Here is a 19555-nt window from a genome sequence, read left to right as displayed (position 1 = left end):
AGGTGGAGCAGCCCATATAGTGATGGATCTTGTCCTTGCCGATCGAAAAGCGCGAGGTGCCATCCGGCATCAGGCCCTGGCCCTGGGTCGAGCGGATCGCCGTGCACAGGTTGGTCTTGCGCGACAGGCACGACGGGCAGGTCCGGCATTCCGGCGTATAGAGCGGGATGACATGGTCGCCCTTCTTGACCGAGGTCACGCCCGGGCCGACATCAACGACGACGCCGGCACCCTCATGGCCGAGGATCGCCGGGAACAGACCTTCGGGGTCGGCGCCGGAAAGCGTGAAATCGTCGGTGTGGCAGATGCCGGTCGCCTTGACCTCGATCAGAACCTCGCCGGCCCGCGGGCCTTCGAGCTGAACGGTCATCACTTCCAGCGGCTTGCCGGCCTGAACGGCGACGGCGGCGCGTACATCCATCTATTTTCTCCTTGAACTAACAATGATTTCGGGTGGCATCGACAGAACGGCCAATGTCGCCCGTTGGAATCGGCAATGAACTAACGAATAGTCTGTTGAACGCGATTGAGCTCTATCTCAAGAGCGGCAATGGCCCTGCCAGTCTGTTCGTGCAATTTCTTGACGAGAGCCAGCTGCTCTCGAAGGCTCTCGCTCGAAACGGTCTTCGTCTCATCATCCGGCGCGCGGCCCATGCCGGCGATCAGCCAGGCGGGCGTAACACCGAGCACGCCGGCGAGCATGAACAGGCGGGTGGTGCGCGGCTCCGCACGGTCGCGCTCCCAGGCGGCAACCGTTTCCACTCTGACGCCGAGCTGATCGGCAAGGTCCTTGGTCGAGAGGTTGGCCGCGTCGCGCGCGCGCCAGATGCGCCCGCCCAACGTATCTCCGTCGCCGGTGTCGCGCAGGCGAGCAATCATCGTTTCGGTGGACAAGCGCATGGATATCTCCTTTGCCACGGTCACGTTCAAAGGTCCCGGTTTCTGATCAGAGAAGTAAGAGCGCTTCTCCTCCGGGGCGGAAGATGAAATGAGCTTATAGGCATTCGGCCCGTCAGGGACCACCCCGCAGCGGCAAAAACACGGTCAAAAGCGGCTCCGACCATGAAACATGTCTTACCGTGTCGTACCCGTATGCGTTGAAAAGTGCTGCGAACGTTCTAAAGTGGCGCAGCCCAATCGGAACAAGCCCATGACCGCGTCTGCATCGACAGCAGCCAATCCCCAGAACACGGTAATGCAGGGCGTCGCCATCATGCTCTTTGCCATGATCATCCTGCCAGGCATGGATGTGATCGCCAAGTACATGGCTGTCGTCGAGGGCATGGCGCCGGCACAGGTGACGTTCTATCGATTCTTCTTCCAGCTTGTCGCCACGCTGCCCTTGCTCATTACCGTTGGTGGTCTGCGGGCGCTGCGCCCGAAAAGGCTCTGGCTCAACCTGCTGCGCGGCGTTCTTCTGGCGGCGGCGGCCTTGTTCTTCTTCATTTCGGTGAAATACATGCCGCTCGCCGATGTGTTCGCGATCTATTTCGTCGAGCCGTTCATCCTGACCTGCCTGTCCGCGCTGATCCTGCGCGAGAAGGTCGACTGGCGCCGCTGGCTGGCAATTGCCGTAGGTTTTGCCGGTGCAATGATCGTCATTCAGCCCAGCTTCGCCGTCTTCGGCGCAACATCGTTGCTGCCGGTCGCCTGTGCCTCGGTCTTTGCCTGTTATCTCCTGCTGAACCGGGCCGTCGGAACGGCCGACAGCCCGCTGACGATGCAGACGATTGCCGGTATCGGCGGAACGCTGTTCATGGTGGGGGTGATTGCGATCGGCGATCAAATGGGTGTCGCGGACTTCGAGCCGTCTCTGCCAAAGACCGCGCTCGGCTGGGCGCTCGTCGTCATCCTCGGCTCGCTTTCGGGCTATGGCCACCTCCTGGTGGTCAAGGCCTTCCAGGCGGCACCCGTTTCCCTGCTGGCGCCGTTTGCCTATTTCGAGATCGTCACCGCGACAGCGCTTGGCTATCTCATCTTCGGAGATTTTCCATCGGTCTCGAAATGGCTGGGGATTGCGATCATCGTCGTGTCAGGACTTTTCATGATCTGGCGCGAACGACGGGCCAGGGATCGCTTCATCGAAGCGCCCTGAAACATCCCTCTTCCTAATAGTCCCAAATTCAGGCTTGGTCGTTGCGGGTCGGGCCGAAGACCGTTTCGAAGGCTTCGCGCAGGCGCATGTCCACATCCGGCACCATCACCGGCAGGCCGAGATCGACGAGGCTGGTGACGCCGTAGCCGCGGATGCCGCAGGGCACGATGCCGCCGAAATGGTCGAGATCCGGATCGACGTTGAGCGAGAAACCGTGAAAGCTCACCCAGCGGCGCAGGCGAATGCCGATCGCCGCGATCTTGTCTTCAGCCGTAGACCCGTCCGGAAGTGACGGTTTCTCCGGACGGCGAACCCAGACGCCGACGCGATCCTCTCGGCGTTCGCCTTTGACGTTCATCGAACCAAGCGTCGAGATGACAACGCTTTCCAGCGCGGCGACGAACGCCCGCACGTCCTGTCGCCGACGCTTGAGATCCAGCATGACATAGACCACCCGCTGGCCAGGGCCGTGATAGGTGTATTCACCGCCGCGGCCGGTCGCAAACACTGGGAACCGATCGGGCATCACGAGGTCTGCCGCGTCGGCGCTGGTGCCTGCGGTATAGAGCGGCGGGTGTTCCACCAGCCAGACGAGCTCGTCGGCGGTGCCGGCGGCAATGGCGGCCGCTTCGCGCTCCATCGTTTCAACCGCCTGTGGATAATCGACGAGGTGATGGGCGATCCGCCAGCGAACCGGGGGTGATTCCGGGGGGGCGAACATGTCCTGGCTCAGATTTTCGCGCTGCATTTCCGTCTGCATTCCTGTTTTGATCCCCTGTACATGGGACGGCGCGCGACAAGAGTCCAGCGTTTGCAGGGCTTCGCGGGGAGGCTGTTGAAATAGTTTCTTTTCCCGTCAAATTTCTGTCGTCATGCCCTTGTGCACCCCAGAGGCTTTTGCTACATGCAGCCCCGCCGGAGCAATTCGGCACCTACCACGATGCGGTCGTGGCGGAATTGGTAGACGCGCAGCGTTGAGGTCGCTGTGGGGCAACCCGTGGAAGTTCGAGTCTTCTCGACCGCACCAAAGAAAACCTGCTTCGGCAGGTTTTTTTGTTTTTATCCCTATACTTAGCGCAACGGTGTCCCACGTCGGGACCATGCGTGGGACATCTGTTCGTTCCATTGCACCAAGCGCGAGTTTCCGGCTTCAATTCGTACGAATTACGCCACGGCGTCGTGTTCCTCGCGCGCAGCTTCCCAGACTTCCCGCGCTGCATCCAGGTTCATCAGTGCGATCCCCAGCCCAACAATTAAATCCGGCCAAGCCGACTGCCACAGGTAAGCCGTCGCCAGGCCCGCGCCGATGATGGCGACATTGGCAAAGGCGTCATTGCGGGCAGACAGGAATGCCGCCCGCGTGAGGCTGCCGCTTCCATGGCGGTACGCGGCGAGAAGGTATGCACAGAACAGGTTGATCAGGAGAGCGCCAAAGCCAGTCAGGGATAGTGCAAAGGGCTCAGGCGGGATTGGATCCATGAACTTCGCCCAAGCCGTCCATAAGAAGGCCAGCGCGGGGACCAGAAGAATGAATGCCATCGCCATACCGACACGTGCACGGCTCCGCGCTGTCCAGGTGAGCGCAAAGAAGATCAGGATGTTCACGGACGTGTCTTCGAGAAAGTCGACACTATCGGCCAAGAGGGAAACGGAGCCGATGGCAAGCGCAACGAAGAATTCAACCCCGAAGTAGCCTAGGTTCAATAAGGCGACGATGAGCACGACGCGGCGTAAATTGTTATCCACTAAGGGTTTCCTTCATCCACTAAGGGTTTCCTTCAGAGCTACCGAAATACACCATCGACAATTTTGACGCACTTGCCAGCAATAGATTGCTATCCTGAGCGTTAGGTTTCGAGATATGCACTGCTCATGGAAGCCTCTGCCAACGCAGCCAGCAATGCCGGCTGCGCACCGGTCGCCTTAGACGGAGGTGCTCTGATCACCGTCGTCCGGCTGATCGCGAACCGCTTGCTGGTGCGTCTGGCGCAACGCGAGATCGGTACCGGTGCGGAAGGTCAGATGGAGCGCTCCCTTCGACAGGCAAGGCGCATTTGGGTGAAGATGTGGAAGGCTTGATCGACGGCGAGCGGCCGCCGGAGCTTGCGGCAGCGATTCGGCAGAAAATTGGCTGGTTGCGCCAACAGTGAGAAACGGCTTAGCCGACCGTCTATAGTCACCTTGTCTTGAGTACGTTCGCCTGCACCGGGTGCTCGATGCCCTTCAGCGAAAGCAGACGGGTCTCGGAGCCATCGATGAAGTCCGGCGCTTGGGCGGCCGTCTCCGCTGATACCAGGATCTCGCCGGCACCGGCCTGGGATTCGAGCCTTGCAGCCTGATTGACGGTGCCGCCGATTGCGGTGAAATCGCTGCGGAAGCTTGAGAATTCGCCAATCTCGACATCGCCGGTATGGATGCCGACACCAACGCCGAGCGTATGACCAAGGGTGCCTTCGAGGACCAGGTTCGAGCCGTCCAGGGCTGCGTGATGTCGCTGTATATCCATCGCCGCCTTGATCGCAGCACGAGCATGATCCTTTATCTCGATCGGGAAGTTGAAGATCGCCATCAGGCCGTCGCCCATCTGCTTGTTGACGATGCCGTCATGCGCCCAAACCGCCTGCGCGCAGCGATCCTGGAAAAGGCTGACAATTTCGCTCAGCTCAAGCGCTTCGATCCGCTCCGACAGATGCGTGAACCCCCGCATATCTGCAAACAGGATGGTAGCGCGGGTGGTTATGTGGCGTTGCTTCTTGACGTAACGGAAGGAGCGTTCGCAGATCGTGCAGATGTTTGGATTCATCTTGCTTCGGGTGATGCCGAATGCGCGGAAGGGAAGGGCAAGCGGGCCGCGGATCGGGATAGGTACGCGCATCTGATCCCAGCAGCCCCGGCATATGTTGGCGTTGCTGTGATGGGCAGGCTCGGGGGAAGAGGCAGTCGTCATGCCCTGCAATCTCGTCAGGCCGCAGAAACCTTTTGGTCGCGCGTTAATAAACTTCTAATATTCAGTTGCTTTTGGCAACTCGTGGTTTGGATCGGGCGACAATAAAGGCGCGGCGTATTCTGCTGCGCGTCTCACCCTGCAGTGTCAGCCGACTGCCGCCCGCCAGAACATCCGACTTCGCTGGTAACCCGAAAAGTGCGAGGGAGGGAATTGCGAGGGGGGAATAACGGAAGTCGCGGTTACGCTTGCGCTTTGCGATCCGCGCAAGGGGTGACCGGCGGAGATGCTTGGCGCGCGCTCCGCTCCTCGAAAGCTGGATTGTTCATTGTCCAGCTTCCCCAAGCTTTCGCCTATCGCGCTTCAACCGGTCTTCGAGCTTCTCTTTCGAGGATAGGCGCTCTTTGCGGCACCTTCGTTACTCGGCGAAAGCCCGAACCGGCAGCTGCTGTCATTTAACCGTGCCGTCGGGCGAAACTTGTTGTGTTTCGTCGCCGGTGCTTGAACCTGCGGTCGGCGCGGTATTCGTCGGTGCCGGTATCCGGCCCTGCTTGTTGTCGATGCTGCCGGTGTGCTCCGGTGATGGTTGCGGTTGGATCTGGTCGACTGCCGTGGTCCGTTCGCTATCGCTGTTTTCGCTCCAGATTTCGGTGCCTCCCCACACAAGCAGCGCCAGAAACAGGCCAGCACCGAGGATTGCCAGAACACGCACACCCAGCGGACCCTGACGGCTTTCGCGCGCCGTAAAGTCCTCCCGGTCGGGATCATGTGTTGCTGAGATAGGATCGCCTCGCTCATCCAGATATTTGCTCATCGGATGACCTCCGTTGTTGTCATCGTAAACAACGGGCATAGAACAACAATGTTCCGTCTTGAGGCAAATCGCCCGGTCATTGGCCAGGGATAAGAGAAGCCGGAACGCCAACGAATTGGCGGCCCGGCTTCATATGTCATTTCAGCATGAAACGTGATGTTCAGTTCGACCAGGTGTCGGCGACACTGCGACGCACGAGCTTGTAGCTGTGATCGGGTTGAACTTCGTAGGTTTCGTAGACCATGGTGCCCTGGTGCAAGAAGCGGTTCTGAATCATCGTACCCGGCGCCGCCTGCGTCTTTCGCATTGGACCTGTCTCGCCGTAGGTGAGGCTGCCCGGTAACGGCTCGAGGTTGGGGGGGGCGGTGTTGCATCCCGCCAGAGCGAGAAGGGCGAGGATTGCGACATGCGTCGGTCTCATAGGCTGATCCTTGATTGAAAACCTGTGTTTGACACTAGACATTTGGTCCTGGGACGAAAAGCTCGGGTTCGATTGATATACTGCAGTCTGCTCGATCTCCTCGGTGGACGGCGCTCGCCAGGTCAGTTTCGCGCCAACTCGCTTGTGGTTTCTCGAACTTCTTGACGGCGCGCTCCCGCTTCAGTCGCGACAGGCGCTGGATCCAGAAAATGCCGTCGAGCTGGTCGATCTCGTGCTGGAGACAGACCGCCATCAGGCCGTCAGCGTCTTCCTCGACAGGCGTACCGTCGAGTGTCTGGTACCGAACGCGCACCATCCCGGGGCGCTCGACGTCTTCGGAAATTCCCGGCATCGAAACGCTGCCTTCGGCATGTTTGACCATGTTGGTCGAGTGCGAGACGATCTCGGGATTGACGAAGATACGCACACCACTTTCGCGGTCGAGTTCGATCACTGTCAATCGCTGCAGGATGCCTATGTGCGGCGCGGTGATACCGATTCCCGGTGCCGCGCGCATCGTGTCGAGGAGGTCGTCCGCAAGCGCACGCAAGGCGGCGTCGAACTCTTCGACGGTCTTTGCTTCCCGGCTCAGCAACGAATCTGGAAAACGAAGGATGGGGTGGATCGCCATCTGAAGCTCCTCGGCTGCGGCCGCATAGTGCTATCCGATCGCCCCGTCGATGTCGACTGCGCGTGCGCACGAGCGTTTCCCATGTCTTTGCAACAGCTTGAATAAATCTGTTGCCGCAGTGGCGACGTCCGCGTCTGCGATGTGGACCTCGGCAAGGCTTTGCGCTAGCAGGGCTGTAAGGCCCAATTCTGAGAGGAAGATCTGGGCGGCAAAACCGGCAGTGATGTACCCTTTCCAGAACCGCGCTTGGCGGGCTGGAAAGTTGGCAATCGTTTCGAGGGCGCGCTCATGAGCAATACCGGCGACGACGACCGCGATTCCGAAGAAATCCCCGCCTATGATGGGGCGGACATCTATGCCGAAGACGGTTCGGTGCGCTCCGACTTCCTGATGCATGTCGGCGCGGCGATTGCCGACCGCGACACGATCTATCTCCGCCAACACGTCGCCGGCCTGCACTCGTCCGAAATGGGCGACCTGCTCGAGGCGATCCAGCCGGAACAGCGCCTGGCGCTCGTCTCGCTGCTTGGCAAGGACTTCGATCTTTCGTCGCTGACCGAAGTCGACGAGGCCATTCGCCTCGACATCGTCGAGCATCTGCCCAACGAGCAGATCGCCGAGGCGCTTGGCGAGATGGATTCGGATGATGCCGTCTACATTCTCGAGGATCTCGATCAAGAGGACCAGGACGAGATCCTGGCGAAGCTGCCCTTTACCGAGCGCGTTCGCTTGCGTCGTTCGCTTGATTATCCCGAGAGCACAGCCGGCCGGCGCATGCAGACGGAGTTCGTCGCGGTGCCACCGTTCTGGACCATCGGCCAGACGATCGACTATATGCGCGAGGACGCGGACCTTCCGGAAAGTTTCACGCAGATCTTCGTCATCGATCCGACCTTCAAGCTCCTGGGTGCCGTTGATCTAGACAAGGTTCTGCGCTCCAAGCGCTCGATCAAGGTCGACGCCATCATGCGCGATACCAGCCATGCCATTCCAGCGGAGATGGATCAGGAAGAGGCGGCGCAGCTCTTCGAGCAATACGACCTTCTTTCGGCTGCTGTGGTGGACGACAACGGCCGGCTCGTCGGGGTTTTGACCATCGACGATGTCGTCGACGTCATCCAGGAGGAGGCGGAGGAAGACTTGCTGCGTCTGAGCGGCGTCGGTGATGAGGAGTTGTCGGACTCGGTCGCCGACGCTTCCCGCTCACGCGTCCCGTGGCTGTTCATCAATTCGATGACGGCCTGTATCTCCGCCTCTGTCATCGGCCTTTTCGATGCGACGATCCAGCAGATCGTGGCGCTTGCCATCCTCATGCCGATCGTCGCGGGCATGGGTGGCAATGCCGGCTCGCAGACGATGACCGTGACGGTGCGCGCGCTTGCGACCCGCGGCCTCGACATTCACAACGCGCCACGAATCATCCGGCGCGAAGCGGGGGTGGGTCTCTTGAACGGCATGATCTTCGGCACGCTGATCGGCCTTCTGGCCGGCCTCTGGTTCCAGGATCCGAATATCGGCGGCATTATCGCCACGGCGATGCTCATCAACATGATGGCCGCGGCCCTTGCCGGCATCATGGTTCCGCTCCTTTTGGAACGCTTTGGCGCCGATCCGGCGGTCTCCTCCGCCGTCTTCGTGACGGCTATTACCGATATCACCGGCTTCTCCAGTTTTCTCGGTATCGCCACCTGGTGGTTTCACGTCACGTGACGTTGCCGGTTGTTTGACTTTTACGTCAAGGTCAACGATAGTGATGGTCAAGAAATCATGGAATGGCAGCGTGAATAAGTACTATAGCATTACCGAATTGACGCGGGAATTCGGCATTTCGACCCGAACGCTGAGGTTCTATGAGGACGAGGGCCTCATTCATCCGGAGCGTCGCGGACGGACCCGCATGTTCCGCCCCGCGGATCGCCGGTTGATACAGGAGATTCTCCGGGGTCGGCGCATCGGTTTCACGATCGCCGAGATCCGCGAGATCATTCAGGTCTATAAGGACCCGCCCGGCGAACTTGGTCAGCTGCAGTTGTTGATGAGCCGCGTCGAGGCGAAGCGCGAAGAGCTCCGGCAGAAGCGCAAGGATATCGAGGACACGCTCACCGAACTAGACAATGTCGAGGAGGCATGTCTGACGCGTCTCGCCGAGATCGGCGTCGGCACCTGATTGGGTACCATTCAGCGCATGAAGATTAAAAAGGTGGCTTTGGCCGCCTTTTTTATTGTCTATAAGCAGCCGATCAGATCCAGCGGCTCGTATGCCGGCAGTAGCGCTCGAACTCGAAGCCGAAGCGCGAAAGCAGATGCCGCTCCTCGTTGCGAATGGCGAAGATCGTGGTCAACATCACCGCCGCAATCGCCATGATGAAGAACCAAGGATTGAGTGTGATCAGGCCAAAGCCGATCATCATCAGCGTGTAGCCGAGATAGATCGGATTGCGCGTGAAGCGGAACGGTCCGTAGGTGACAAGGCACGTGGCGCACCGCTGCGGAAGTACGGCGGTGTGGCGATCCAGCAGCGTCTTGACGGCCCAGAGATCGAGCCAGATTGCTGTCGCGACAAGGATGGCGCCCGAAATCCAAGGCACCCAGCCGTGGCCATGAACCACCGGGATGGGCGAATATCGTGCAAGCAGCAAGGCTGCGAGGGTGGCGGTCCCGTAGAGCAGGGCCGGCCATGGGAAACTCAGCGGCTTGGCACGATAGGCATTCATGTCCTAGTCCCCTGATTGCACGTCCATTGTGCACTGGCCGGCGATTCGCGCAATGCGTTCATCCGTGTTCACGTTGATCTTTCCCCTGTTCAGGTCGTCGAACAGGTTCTGTTCCACCAGACGGTCGAGCGTACATCCGCAAAAGGCGTCACAAGGCACGGCCGGATTGCCACGGCCGCAGGCCTCGACGCAGTTGGTGCGGTAGGCCTGCTTGGGATCCGGCAGTGTCGGCGGCGAGACCAGTGAGAAGAGATAGACCAATCCGATGAGCAGCGGCTGGTGGAGGAGGTATATGGCCAGACTGTGACGCCCCCCGAAGATCAGCGCTTTCGTCCACAGCCGTCTCTTTCCGTCGTTCACCGGGCGCTTGGCAAGCCATGCCATCAGGCGTGCATGCACAAGCTTTGCGGTGCCGAGACCGAGGAGGAACGGTGCGAGCCACGGCAGCAGCGGCACGTAGTCGTTCGAGCGCGGAATCGTTTCGGAAAGGCCGACCCACCAGAGATAGGGTGCGTCGAAGATCGCAGAGCGGAGATAGAGCGGAGCGGCAAAGGCGGCGGCTGCAGCCACGAACGAAACGATTGCCGGAAGCGGCAGGAAGAGAAGGCCGACGAGGCTCGCCGCGGCAATCGAATGGAGGATCCCGAAAAATATGAAGGTGTTGGGGAAGGCGAACCAGGTCGCAATGCTGATAACCGCGGCCGCGCCGGCAATCTTGGCAAAACGACGCATGAAGGCATCGAAACGTATCCTCGGCCGTTGCCCGAGCACGAGGCTGTAGCCCGCCAGAAACAGGAAGCTGCTGGCGATCAGGCGCGCAAAAATCTTCCACCCGCCGGTACCGGCGGTCCCAGCCGCGACATAGCCAAAGAATTCCAGATCCCAGACGAAATGGTAAAGCGCCATGGCCACCAGTGCCAGGCCGCGCAGCACATCGATAAAGACGAGCCGGCGATGGGCGCTCGTCGTTGGTTGCGGTTCAGCGGTTGAGGTCATGTTGCTATCGGACATGGTGTTCGCCATCCTGTTGGCGCCAATGAGATTGGCAGGTCAGGCTTGCGCCAGACCGGCTTTGATTGCTTGGAAATGGAATATACGGCTGGATTCCCGTCCTGAGATATCCGAGACGCGTGGCGCGAGCAGTTAGCGGGCGGCGTCTTCCAACAGGGCCGCGCGCGCCTCCGAGAAGAACTGCCGGCGGGTCAGAACGAAAATGACGAAGATTGTCAGGCCGACGAAGGCGTAGGGGCTGATGAACCAGCCGAGATAGCCGATCGACAGGAAGATCGCCCTGAGACCGGCATTGAAGTGCTTTGCGGCGAGCACGTTCATGCGCACCGCGCGTTCGGCCGCGATCTCGGCGGCGTGCCGGTCGCGTATCATGTCCGCCGTCATCGGTATGCCGCCCATGAGGATCGAGCAGTAGTTGAACAGGCGATAGGACCAGCCGAACTTGAAGAAGGAATAGCCGAAGAGGCAGGTGAGCCCGGCGACCTTCAGCTCGAAGGCCGTTCGGCCCCCGTGGAAGACATAGGGCATGTCGGCGAAGATCATCTGCACCTGCTCGGTCGCGCCCAAGAGAGCGAAGCAGCCGCCGAGCGCAAAGATTGTTGTCGAAGCGAAGAAGGCGGTGCCCGCCTGCAGCCCGGCGATGATCTGGGTGTCGATCATTTTCAGGTCTCGGTTGAGCGAATTGCGAATCCACCGGCCACGATGCTCGTTCATCAGCCGCGTGAGACTGATGCGTTTGAAGCCACGGGTACCGTCTGTTGCCCAGCTGAAGCCGGCCCACAGCAGGATGAACACGGTAAGTGCTATGTAATCTTCGAAGGTCATACACGTGTTTTTGGCATGGCTTTTGGAAATTGCAAGGTGGGCGCGCCTGTGGAGAATCGGCGCTGCATCAACTAGTGTGATGAAATTGCGGCGGAATTTCTTCCCGCAAAAATGCGCGAACCCCAACGTTTGCTGTGTTGACCGGAGTGCGGATGCGCCCCTGTCACCTTTTCGCCATATTTCACCGTTGCGTCTTTACACTTTCTTCAGTATGGATTGCGCCATGCACGGGCCCTTGATGTGTGGCCCGCAGCCGTTGAGAGTTTTTCGGAGACATCATGGACAATACAATACAGAAGTCTTGCTGGGGCGTGACTGCTCGCGCCGTAGCCGGTTTCGCTGGCGTTCTTGTTCTTGCTTATCTTTTCGGCGGCCTTTGATACCCAAAAGTCCTCTGATTGACAGCGCGGCTTCCCGGAAGCCGCGCTGTTTTGATTCCGGGCAGTCGTATCGCGGGTTCGGGCGGCTGCGGACCGAATCGTCGGCGCAATGTCGCACCAACGGGAACTTATGTCGGTTGATCGCCTGATCGACAGGGATAGGATGGCTTAGAGTTTGATCCTATATCTAAGGGTGACGGTATTGCTTCGGTCCTGAGGAGGGATCGAGTTTGTATCGACTGTGCAATCATGCATATGACCGCATCCGGCGATGGGCCGGCGGCATATGTTCAGGCTCCGGGCAGGCAATTCATGTTTCTTTCCGTCTTCGACGTCTTCAAGATCGGCATTGGTCCTTCGAGTTCGCATACGATGGGCCCGATGTCGGCCGCCAATCGCTTTCTCGAACTCATCCTGTCCGACGAATGGCCGCGTCCGTCGCATGCCTCCGTCGCCGCCATCAAGGTCAGCCTGCACGGCTCGCTTGCCCACACCGGCATCGGCCATGGTTCGGGCAGGGCGGTTGTGCTCGGGCTTGCCGGCGAGCGTCCCGATCGCGTCGACCCCGACCGCATGGATGCACTGATCGACGACGTCGAGCGCACCGGGCGCATAACGCCGCCGGGCCATCCATCTTACGAATTTCAGCCGAAGACCGATCTGATCTTCGACAAGAAGGTGCCCTTGCCAGGCCACGCCAACGGCATGTCCTTTTCGGCCTTCGACAAGGACGGCCGCCTTCTGCTCAAGCGCATCTACTATTCGATCGGTGGCGGTTTCGTCGTGACCGATACGGAACTCGAAGCGATGCGCGCTTCCAAGAACAAGCCTGCTGGCGTCAAGGTCCCGTTCCCCTTCAGCACTGCCCAGGAAATGCTCGACATGGCCGCCCGCTCCGGCATGACCATCGCGCAGATGAAGCGGGCAAACGAAGAAACCACCATGTCGCCGCAGGAACTGAATGAGGGGCTCGACCGCATCTGGGGCGCAATGAGCAGCTGCATCGACCGCGGCCTTAGCCAGGACGGCATCATGCCCGGTGGTCTCAAGGTGCGCCGGCGCGCCCGCTCCATTCACGACAAGCTGCAGGAAGAGTGGCGCTCCAACAAGATCAACCCGCTGCTCGCCAACGACTGGTTGAGCGTCTACGCCATGGCGGTGAACGAAGAAAACGCCGCCGGCGGCCGCGTTGTGACGTCGCCGACGAACGGTGCCGCCGGCGTCGTTCCGGCGACCATCCGCTATTACATGCATTTCCACGACGATGCCGATCAGGACGGCGTTCGCGACTATCTGCTGACGGCAGCTGCCATCGGCGGTATCATCAAACACAACGCCTCCATTTCAGGCGCCGAAGTCGGCTGTCAGGGCGAGGTCGGTTCGGCCTCGGCCATGGCGGCAGCGGGCCTTGCTGCTGTCATGGGCGGTTCTCCGGAGCAGATCGAAAACGCCGCCGAGATCGCGCTCGAACATCATCTCGGCATGACCTGCGATCCGGTCGCCGGCCTGGTACAGGTGCCTTGCATCGAACGAAACGCACTCGGCGCCGTCAAGGCCGTTACTGCAGCGTCGCTGGCGCTCAAGGGCGATGGTCAGCATTTCGTGCCGCTCGATGCCTGCATCGAAACCATGCGCCAGACCGGCGTCGACATGAACGAGAAATACAAGGAAACGTCCACCGGCGGCCTGGCGGTCAATGTCGTCGAATGTTGAGCGGCGCACGAACGATTGTGGATGACGCTGCGCAATTCGCTTGACCGTGACGGCCGGACGGGTGTTCAAAAACAGCCATGTCTCTGCATCTCATAAAGCTCTGCGTCGGAGCGGAATCGATCGATGATCTGCGCGAATGGGTTTCGCGCAAGGCCCTGGCTGCGATTGCCGCCGGCCTTGAACCGCATTCATACCACACCACCCGAATGGTGCCGAAACGCATGGACGAGCTGCTGGAAGGCGGCTCGCTCTATTGGGTCATCAAGGGTCAGGTTCAGGCGCGCCAACCGCTGATCGGTATCGAAACCTTTACGGACGGTGAGGGGATCGGTCGCTGCAATCTGCTGCTCGGACCCGAAGTCGTTGAAACGGAGCTGCAGCCGCGTCGGGCCTTCCAGGGCTGGCGCTATCTCAAGGCTAACGAAGCGCCTCGAGATCTGGCGTCGCTTTCGGGCGATGGGGCCGAAATGCCTCTCGAGCTCCGGCGCGAGCTTGCCGAACTCGGTCTGCTCTAAGAGCCTTTCCAGGAAGAGTGCGAAGCGGTTTTCCGCCAGGAAACGCGAAGAACCAAAGAAATAGAACGCTTCAATGGCTCCGTTTAGGACGGAGCGCTCAACTGCATGTTTCCTTAAATCCTATTCGATTTAAGGATAAAAACATGCAGCAATTCAAAGCGCTGCAGCGACCTTTGCGCGTCTAATAAGACGCGCGGCGCTGTGGCCAGACGAAAAAGGCGGCCGAAGCCGCCTTTCAATCTCAGTCTATTCAAAGGATGCGCATCTTCAGCGGGTGGCGACGACCGGGTGCCGTCACGTGAAGATGGATGCCGGCGCGTGGCTGTGTCGAGCGCCAGGCGCGTGCACCATGGGTCAAGAGCATGCCTACCAGATCCTTGGTCTTCGCCTTCGGGCGGTTCAGACCGAGATCGGCAATGCGCATCGCTGCCTCATGCAGCGGATGCAGATTGATGCGCGACGGTTTCGCCCGTCGCCCGGGCAAGGGAGTGACACCCGGAACATTCTCGTTCATTGCCATAACTAACCTCGTACGCTTTACAAAACCGAGGAGGGTGGTCGGACTAACAGATCGGCCACCGAAACTAAATGCCGTCTACTGCTGGGCAGCCCAGCAGGAAATGCCTTTCTTCTTCAACGTCTTGCATGCGTTTACCGCTGCATTCTGGTCGTCGAACCCGCCAAAACGAGCGCGGTAGAGCTGAGCACCGCCATTGCTGAAGGCGACCGTAAAGGGCGTTGCCTTGCTGAGCGCCTTGCCACCCTTGTCCTTGGCGTTGCCGAGCAGGGTCATGGCCTGTTCCTTGTCCGGCGTCGCACCGATCTGGATGACCCAACCCTGGGGCTGCGGTACAGCCTGCGGCTCGGCTTCGGCTGCGACCGGCTCGCGCTTGGGAACGGAGTTGGTGATCTGACCGTCGACCATGCCTGCGGCAACCGGCTGACGCGACAGCTTGATGCTCTGGGCGTCAAGCGTATTGGGGACGATCTTCGGCGACAGGACCGGGTTGTCCGATGCGCGCTTGGTGCCGGCATAGGCCATCTGCACGCTGTTGGTATTTTCGCCACTGTAGCGCACGGACGGAACCGGTCCGGTGTTCGGCAGGTCGAGGCCAGCGGCAGCTGCGACCGGGCTGGAGACCGGCGTTTCCGCGACCTGCGCGACAGCGATAGGCTCTTCGGCGACAGGCGCAACCGGCGTCGGTGCGGTTTCAGCGATCAGGTTGCCACCGCCGCGGCGCGATGCCGCCGGCATGTACTTTGCCACCAGGCGACGCATCTGGGCGTCACGGCTGGCGCCAGAGGTGCCGCCCATGACGACGGCGACGATGCTGCGACCCTCGAGTTGAGCAGAGGTCACCAGGTTGAAGCCTGAGGCACGGGTGTAGCCTGTCTTGATGCCATCGACGCCACGCACATTGCCAAGCAGGCGATTGTGGTTGCCGATCGTCTGCTTGCCGAAGCGGAAGCTGCGCGTGGAGAAGTAATCGTAATACTGTGGAAAATGCTGGCGAAGCGCGAGGCCGAGGCGTGCCTGATCGCGGGCCGTGGTGCGCTGTTCGGTATTCGGCAGGCCGTTGGCGTTGCGATAGGTGGTGCGGGTCATGCCGAGCGCACGCGCCTTGTTGGTCATCATGCGGGCAAAACGCTGCTCCGAGCCACCCAGCAGTTCGCCAAGCGCCGTCGAGGCGTCATTGGCGGAACGGGTGACGAGCGACAGGATCGCCTGCTCGACCGTGATCGATTGCCCCGCGCGCACGCCGAGCTTCGAAGGCGGTTCGGCGGAAGCGTTCTTGGAGAAGGGAACAGGCGTTGACTTGCTGATCCGACCGGCTTCGAGCGCCTCGAACGCCAGATAAAGCGTCATCATCTTGGTCAGCGAAGCGGGGTAGCGCAACTCGTCGGCATCTTCGCCGTAGAGAACCTTGCCGGTTTTCGCGTCGACGACGATGCCCGAATACTTCGGGTTGGCCAAAGCGGGTGCTGCGAAGGCAACCGATGCGACGGCGCCCGCAAGGACGATCCGTCCTACCATCTTTGAAAAGGCGCCGAACGGGCGTTTCGCGAGATCAAGAAAACCTGATTGGGACACTACGCTGCTCTTCATTCTCATGTCATGGGTGTTGTCCGGACGCCGCCTCCGGGAACGACCGTTCCTGAGACAGTATCGGCATAGCGTTACCAATCGGTTTATGATGAATGATTGGTTTCCGGAATCGGACGCATTTGTACAGAGGTGATACCGGTGTAGCGCAATGGTGCGGCGCACAAGCCAGCATCACACCACTTGGACAAAATCAGGGCACGAGATGGCTTTTCACGAAGCCACCCACAGCATTGTCGATTTTGCGCCATTGCGGCAGCAGATTGCGGGAGAAGCGGTAAAGGACGACGAGATCCTTGCCGGCATGAATATCGCGCTGGCAGTCCGCACTCGTGGAGGCCTCGTTCGCGCGAGGCTCCAGACAGCGCACGACGTAGGGTGGCTCCTTTCCACGCGCAGCTGTGAAGAAGGCCTCGCCGGCATAGCTCGACGTCGCCTTGACGCCGTGCCGCGTCAACCCATTGGGGCCAGGGCCTGTGGCGCCCTCGAAGACCTGGGTGTAGATGGGGTCGAGCCGACCGGACATGTCGCGCGACATCGTGCTCTGCGCGATCTGCAGGAAGATCAGGGCCTCCGGACGGCTGACGTCATTGAAGAGGTTGCGGTTGTCGTCGCTGTACCCCTCGAGCGCTGGCCATGTCACGTAAACGTCGACCCGTTCGGCGATCGACGTCGCCCGCTGGTTTTCAAAGCGAATGACGTTGGCGGGCAGGCGTAGGTGATCCTGACCGATGAAGATATCGTAGGGCACGAGGCTTGACGTGTGGCCGGCCAGTGCGAGGTTTTCCCCGAACCAACGCCCCGACAGGGAAAGTGCGGCGGTGATCGCGGCAAGCAGGACAACGACCGCGGTGATCTTGTAGACGAAGCGCCTCGAAAGGAGCGGGCTGAGTTCCGGCTCCGAGTTCCCGTTGGAAGAGGTGCTCATCGATGGGGCGTCCCGTCGCGGTAGCCGCGCGATATGTGGCGGTTCAGCTGCCGCTGGTCGGTCGGCAGCGCAAGTTGGACTCTGGCAGGGGTGGCTTGCCTGACGCTGGTCGAAGGTGGTTAATTTTCGATTAAATAGGCGCGTCTTCCGCTTGTGCGCGCCTGATCTCGGCGCGCTGGGGTGGCCGAGAACAAGAAAGCCGGCTCCGAGGGACAGCGGAACCGGCCAGGGCCTGGTCTGAAACGGGGATGGGACTGACCGAAGCCCGGATAACTGATCGCGGCGCGGGAAATCACCCAACCACGCCGCGGTCATTCTGTGAGGGTTACTGGGTGCGGACGCTGCCGACTGCGACCGTGCGGCCATCCTGCAGCTTGACCCAGCGGCCAGCATGTTCGGTCGACTGCCGCTTGAGGTATGTGTATTCGGTATCCGACCACAGCAGCACTTTGTTGCGCATGTTGTCGAGGATGAAGTCGCCGCGATCGGTGCGCACGGTCAGGACCGCGTGGCCATCGCCATTCGGCTGAAGGACGACAGTGATCAAAAGGTCAGAGCCGGCGAAGCCGCTTTCGATGAGTTTGCGGCGCTTCAGCAAAACGTAGTCTTCGCAGTCGCCGACGCTGTCCGGGTAGGACCACTTTTCCTCGACGCCGTGGATTTCCATGTCGGTCATCGGCGTGACCGCCTGGTTGACGTCGTAGTTGACCTCGAGAATTTTCTGCCAGCTTTCGCGCGTCAGGACCATCGGGCCGCGATCGGCGCCGTTCGAGCGGCATTCGCCCGGATTGATCTTGCAGAACTCATAGTGGCCGATCGGCGGGTTGGTCGCACCGGTCACGGTCATGTTCGCCGGAAGGGCCATTGCGCCTTCGACCAGGCCGCCGGTCAAAAGTGCGGCGACAGCGATCATCTTGGTGATTGTCTTGAGCATGATTGTCTCCCCGTTATGGTTCGACAATGGCACGGACATTTTTATCGCTGGCGAATATGCGAGGTAAAACAAAGTACAAATGAAAATCGTATCAGAATAAAATAAGAACAGATTTTGAGATATATTTTAGTCGAATTTGATTCAAATTTTATCGATCTTGAACGGCCGTCGAGCACGCAAGTGGAATCTGTTAAGCATCTAAATGGTTGCAAGAGTGGGGTTTTGTGAGCGCATATCGACGGATAGCGTGCCAATGCCCGGGTGCATGGCGGCAGCTGGATGTGTCGGGGAGGGGCAATTTCGCCACTTTGCGTTTGGCCGCAATGCTTGATTTCAACGTGAAATCAACGCGACGAGCGAAAATACGGAGAAAAATTATTTGAAAAAAGTTGTGCCGAAAATCGGCAAAGGGAGCCACGGGCTGTGCTGAAATGGAGCAACAAGGCGCCGCGGTCGGAACGGACGCGCGGAAACATCGGTTCGATCGTCGAGAGTGTTGGGCCGGAATAGCCTCGATCCAGGGCGGTCTACCGCGTCGGCGTTGCCGATTATGCTCGGCCGCATACGGATGCCGCCGAGGACGAAGCGTCACGATTGAGGGCTGGCAATGCCGTTGAGGCGGCGGCCGAAATCGCCCAAAGCGCTATCGCGCAAACGAACGCAGCGATTTTGCGATAACGTCATGCGCATCACAAGAGTTTGAGGCGCAGTCCGCGGATACGACTGCTTAAATCCTTAAATCGGAATCGATTCAAGGAGAGAATCATGCAGCAGATTTAAAGTGCTGCAGCGTCCTTTGCGCGTTGACGCGCGGCGCCGTAGAGGCCGCGACGCGGTTTAGAGGAATTCCGTCAGGGCTTCGCGGGACTGGACGCCCGAGAATTCGATGGCAACGCCTTCCTGGAAATGACGGACAATCTTGCCCTTCATGTTGCCGAGCTTGATTTGCGTGCCGATCGGGGGGCGGTTTTCAATGTCCACCGCGGCGCCGGACATCGAAAGGTCGATGATGCGGCAGGGATACTTGGCACCGGTATCGAGCGTCAGCTCGGTCAGCGTCTTGCGCGGAGCAAGACGATCGTGGCGACGATCTTCGGGAAGGCCGAGTTCGTGCTTGTTGGCAATCCACGTCAATTGCGCCGCAAGCTTCTCGCGCTTGCGCTCCGTGGCGTTGAGCTGGATGACGAAGGCGTTTTCGGCGAGCCGAGACACGGTGCCTTCGAGCCGGCCGACGTGATCGATGTAGGCAATGATGCGTTCGCCGGCACGTGGGCGGGCTGGCGATAACAGAAGCACGTCACCCGGTGACATGTCGACGGCGGTGCAGTCGAATTCGTCGTGGTTGGCAAGCATCAGTCGCCCGGTAAGGTTCACCGAGACGCGCTGAAATGCGCCTTCCTGGTGCGGCTTCGGACCGGTATTTTGAGCTTGCTGGAACGAGAACATGATCACTCTGCATGACGTATCTTGGCAGGCAAAGCATAGTGCGGTCCGGTTAATAGAATGTTCGCCCTGCGGTTGGTGGC

At 59.9% G+C, this 19555-nt stretch carries 21 protein-coding genes, 1 tRNA gene and 1 pseudogene; 7 read left to right on the top strand and 16 right to left on the bottom strand.

Features of this window, described 5'->3' with window-relative positions:
• Positions 1-421: alcohol dehydrogenase catalytic domain-containing protein (locus C6558_RS22155; protein WP_158268944.1), on the bottom strand; the 421-nt coding region annotated here is incomplete at its 3' end.
• A gap of 80 nt (positions 422-501) precedes the next feature.
• The gene (locus C6558_RS22150; RefSeq protein WP_025426701.1) at positions 502-900 is read right to left on the bottom strand and encodes a helix-turn-helix domain-containing protein; all 399 of its coding nucleotides are present in this window, start codon (positions 898-900) and stop codon (positions 502-504) included.
• 250 nt (positions 901-1150) lie between these two features.
• Between C6558_RS22150 and C6558_RS22145 the strand changes: the two genes are divergently transcribed.
• Complete coding sequence (locus tag C6558_RS22145; RefSeq protein WP_082523756.1) at positions 1151-2095, top strand: DMT family transporter; 945 nt, start codon at positions 1151-1153, stop codon at positions 2093-2095.
• A 28-nt stretch (positions 2096-2123) separates the two neighbouring features.
• Here the strand turns inward: C6558_RS22145 and lipB are convergent, their stop codons facing one another.
• Entirely contained in the window at positions 2124-2843 is a 720-nt protein-coding gene (lipB, locus tag C6558_RS22140) for a lipoyl(octanoyl) transferase LipB (protein WP_038576894.1), read from the bottom strand.
• Between the two features lie 194 nt (positions 2844-3037).
• On the opposite strand from lipB, the gene C6558_RS22135 reads away from it, so the two are divergent.
• Positions 3038-3122, top strand: a tRNA-Leu gene (locus tag C6558_RS22135).
• Between the two features lie 137 nt (positions 3123-3259).
• Here C6558_RS22135 and C6558_RS22130 read toward each other — a convergent pair.
• Entirely contained in the window at positions 3260-3841 is a 582-nt protein-coding gene (locus C6558_RS22130; RefSeq protein WP_025426703.1) for a cation transporter, read from the bottom strand.
• A gap of 126 nt (positions 3842-3967) precedes the next feature.
• Here C6558_RS22130 and C6558_RS22125 point away from each other — a divergent pair, with 126 nt between their 5' ends.
• Positions 3968-4174: a hypothetical protein gene (locus tag C6558_RS22125; protein ID WP_025426704.1), complete on the top strand. Its 207-nt coding sequence runs from the start codon at positions 3968-3970 to the stop codon at positions 4172-4174.
• A gap of 97 nt (positions 4175-4271) precedes the next feature.
• Here the strand turns inward: C6558_RS22125 and C6558_RS22120 are convergent, their stop codons facing one another.
• The 4 genes and pseudogenes from C6558_RS22120 to C6558_RS22105 all read right to left on the bottom strand — a co-directional run.
• Positions 4272-5042: an adenylate/guanylate cyclase domain-containing protein gene (locus tag C6558_RS22120; RefSeq protein WP_025426705.1), complete on the bottom strand. Its 771-nt coding sequence runs from the start codon at positions 5040-5042 to the stop codon at positions 4272-4274.
• Between the two features lie 448 nt (positions 5043-5490).
• On the bottom strand, positions 5491-5853 hold the full coding sequence (locus C6558_RS22115) for a hypothetical protein (RefSeq protein ID WP_025426706.1): 363 nt from the start codon (positions 5851-5853) through the stop codon (positions 5491-5493).
• Between the two features lie 160 nt (positions 5854-6013).
• A complete protein-coding gene (locus C6558_RS22110) occupies positions 6014-6274 on the bottom strand; it encodes a hypothetical protein (protein ID WP_025426707.1) in 261 nt (86 codons plus the stop codon).
• A 148-nt stretch (positions 6275-6422) separates the two neighbouring features.
• A pseudogene (locus C6558_RS22105) lies at positions 6423-6905 on the bottom strand (peptide deformylase); the annotation flags it as partial.
• A gap of 288 nt (positions 6906-7193) precedes the next feature.
• On the opposite strand from C6558_RS22105, the gene mgtE reads away from it, so the two are divergent.
• The gene (mgtE, locus tag C6558_RS22100) at positions 7194-8615 is read left to right on the top strand and encodes a magnesium transporter (protein WP_025426709.1); all 1422 of its coding nucleotides are present in this window, start codon (positions 7194-7196) and stop codon (positions 8613-8615) included.
• Between the two features lie 70 nt (positions 8616-8685).
• Complete coding sequence (locus C6558_RS22095; protein WP_025426710.1) at positions 8686-9072, top strand: MerR family DNA-binding transcriptional regulator; 387 nt, start codon at positions 8686-8688, stop codon at positions 9070-9072.
• A 73-nt stretch (positions 9073-9145) separates the two neighbouring features.
• Here C6558_RS22095 and C6558_RS22090 read toward each other — a convergent pair whose 3' ends face one another.
• From C6558_RS22090 to C6558_RS22080, 3 genes are all read right to left on the bottom strand, one after another.
• Positions 9146-9619 carry an isoprenylcysteine carboxylmethyltransferase family protein gene (locus C6558_RS22090; RefSeq protein WP_025426711.1) on the bottom strand — a complete coding sequence of 158 codons (474 nt, stop codon included), beginning with the start codon at positions 9617-9619 and terminating at the stop codon, positions 9146-9148.
• A 3-nt stretch (positions 9620-9622) separates the two neighbouring features.
• On the bottom strand, positions 9623-10630 hold the full coding sequence (locus C6558_RS22085; protein WP_057205114.1) for a DUF1624 domain-containing protein: 1008 nt from the start codon (positions 10628-10630) through the stop codon (positions 9623-9625).
• 132 nt (positions 10631-10762) lie between these two features.
• Positions 10763-11455, bottom strand: coding sequence for a DUF599 domain-containing protein (locus C6558_RS22080; RefSeq protein WP_025426713.1), 693 nt, complete (start codon positions 11453-11455; stop codon positions 10763-10765).
• A gap of 692 nt (positions 11456-12147) precedes the next feature.
• Here C6558_RS22080 and C6558_RS22075 point away from each other — a divergent pair.
• Positions 12148-13548 (top strand): L-serine ammonia-lyase, encoded by a 1401-nt coding sequence (locus C6558_RS22075; protein ID WP_084814460.1) that lies wholly within the window; start codon positions 12148-12150, stop codon positions 13546-13548.
• 77 nt (positions 13549-13625) lie between these two features.
• Positions 13626-14063, top strand: coding sequence for a DUF1489 family protein (locus tag C6558_RS22070; protein WP_025426715.1), 438 nt, complete (start codon positions 13626-13628; stop codon positions 14061-14063).
• Positions 14064-14313: 250 nt separating this feature from the next.
• On the opposite strand, the gene C6558_RS22065 is transcribed toward C6558_RS22070, so the two are convergent.
• From C6558_RS22065 to C6558_RS22045, 5 genes are all read right to left on the bottom strand, one after another.
• Positions 14314-14583, bottom strand: coding sequence for a hypothetical protein (locus C6558_RS22065; RefSeq protein WP_025426716.1), 270 nt, complete (start codon positions 14581-14583; stop codon positions 14314-14316).
• 75 nt (positions 14584-14658) lie between these two features.
• Complete coding sequence (locus tag C6558_RS22060; RefSeq protein ID WP_057205111.1) at positions 14659-16176, bottom strand: D-alanyl-D-alanine carboxypeptidase; 1518 nt, start codon at positions 16174-16176, stop codon at positions 14659-14661.
• A 184-nt stretch (positions 16177-16360) separates the two neighbouring features.
• The gene (locus C6558_RS22055; RefSeq protein WP_107027695.1) at positions 16361-17095 is read right to left on the bottom strand and encodes a hypothetical protein; all 735 of its coding nucleotides are present in this window, start codon (positions 17093-17095) and stop codon (positions 16361-16363) included.
• A gap of 325 nt (positions 17096-17420) precedes the next feature.
• Positions 17421-18029, bottom strand: a complete 609-nt coding sequence (locus C6558_RS22050; protein ID WP_025426719.1) for a transglutaminase-like cysteine peptidase — start codon at positions 18027-18029, stop codon at positions 17421-17423.
• Between the two features lie 837 nt (positions 18030-18866).
• Positions 18867-19475 (bottom strand): PilZ domain-containing protein, encoded by a 609-nt coding sequence (locus C6558_RS22045; RefSeq protein ID WP_025426720.1) that lies wholly within the window; start codon positions 19473-19475, stop codon positions 18867-18869.
• Between the last annotated feature and the right edge of the window lie 80 nt (positions 19476-19555).

The sequence above is a fragment of the Ensifer sp. NM-2 genome (assembly GCF_003024455.1).
Classification (GTDB): Bacteria; Pseudomonadota; Alphaproteobacteria; order Rhizobiales; family Rhizobiaceae; genus Ensifer; species Ensifer canadensis.
This window is presented reverse-complemented; position numbering and strand designations above follow the sequence as displayed.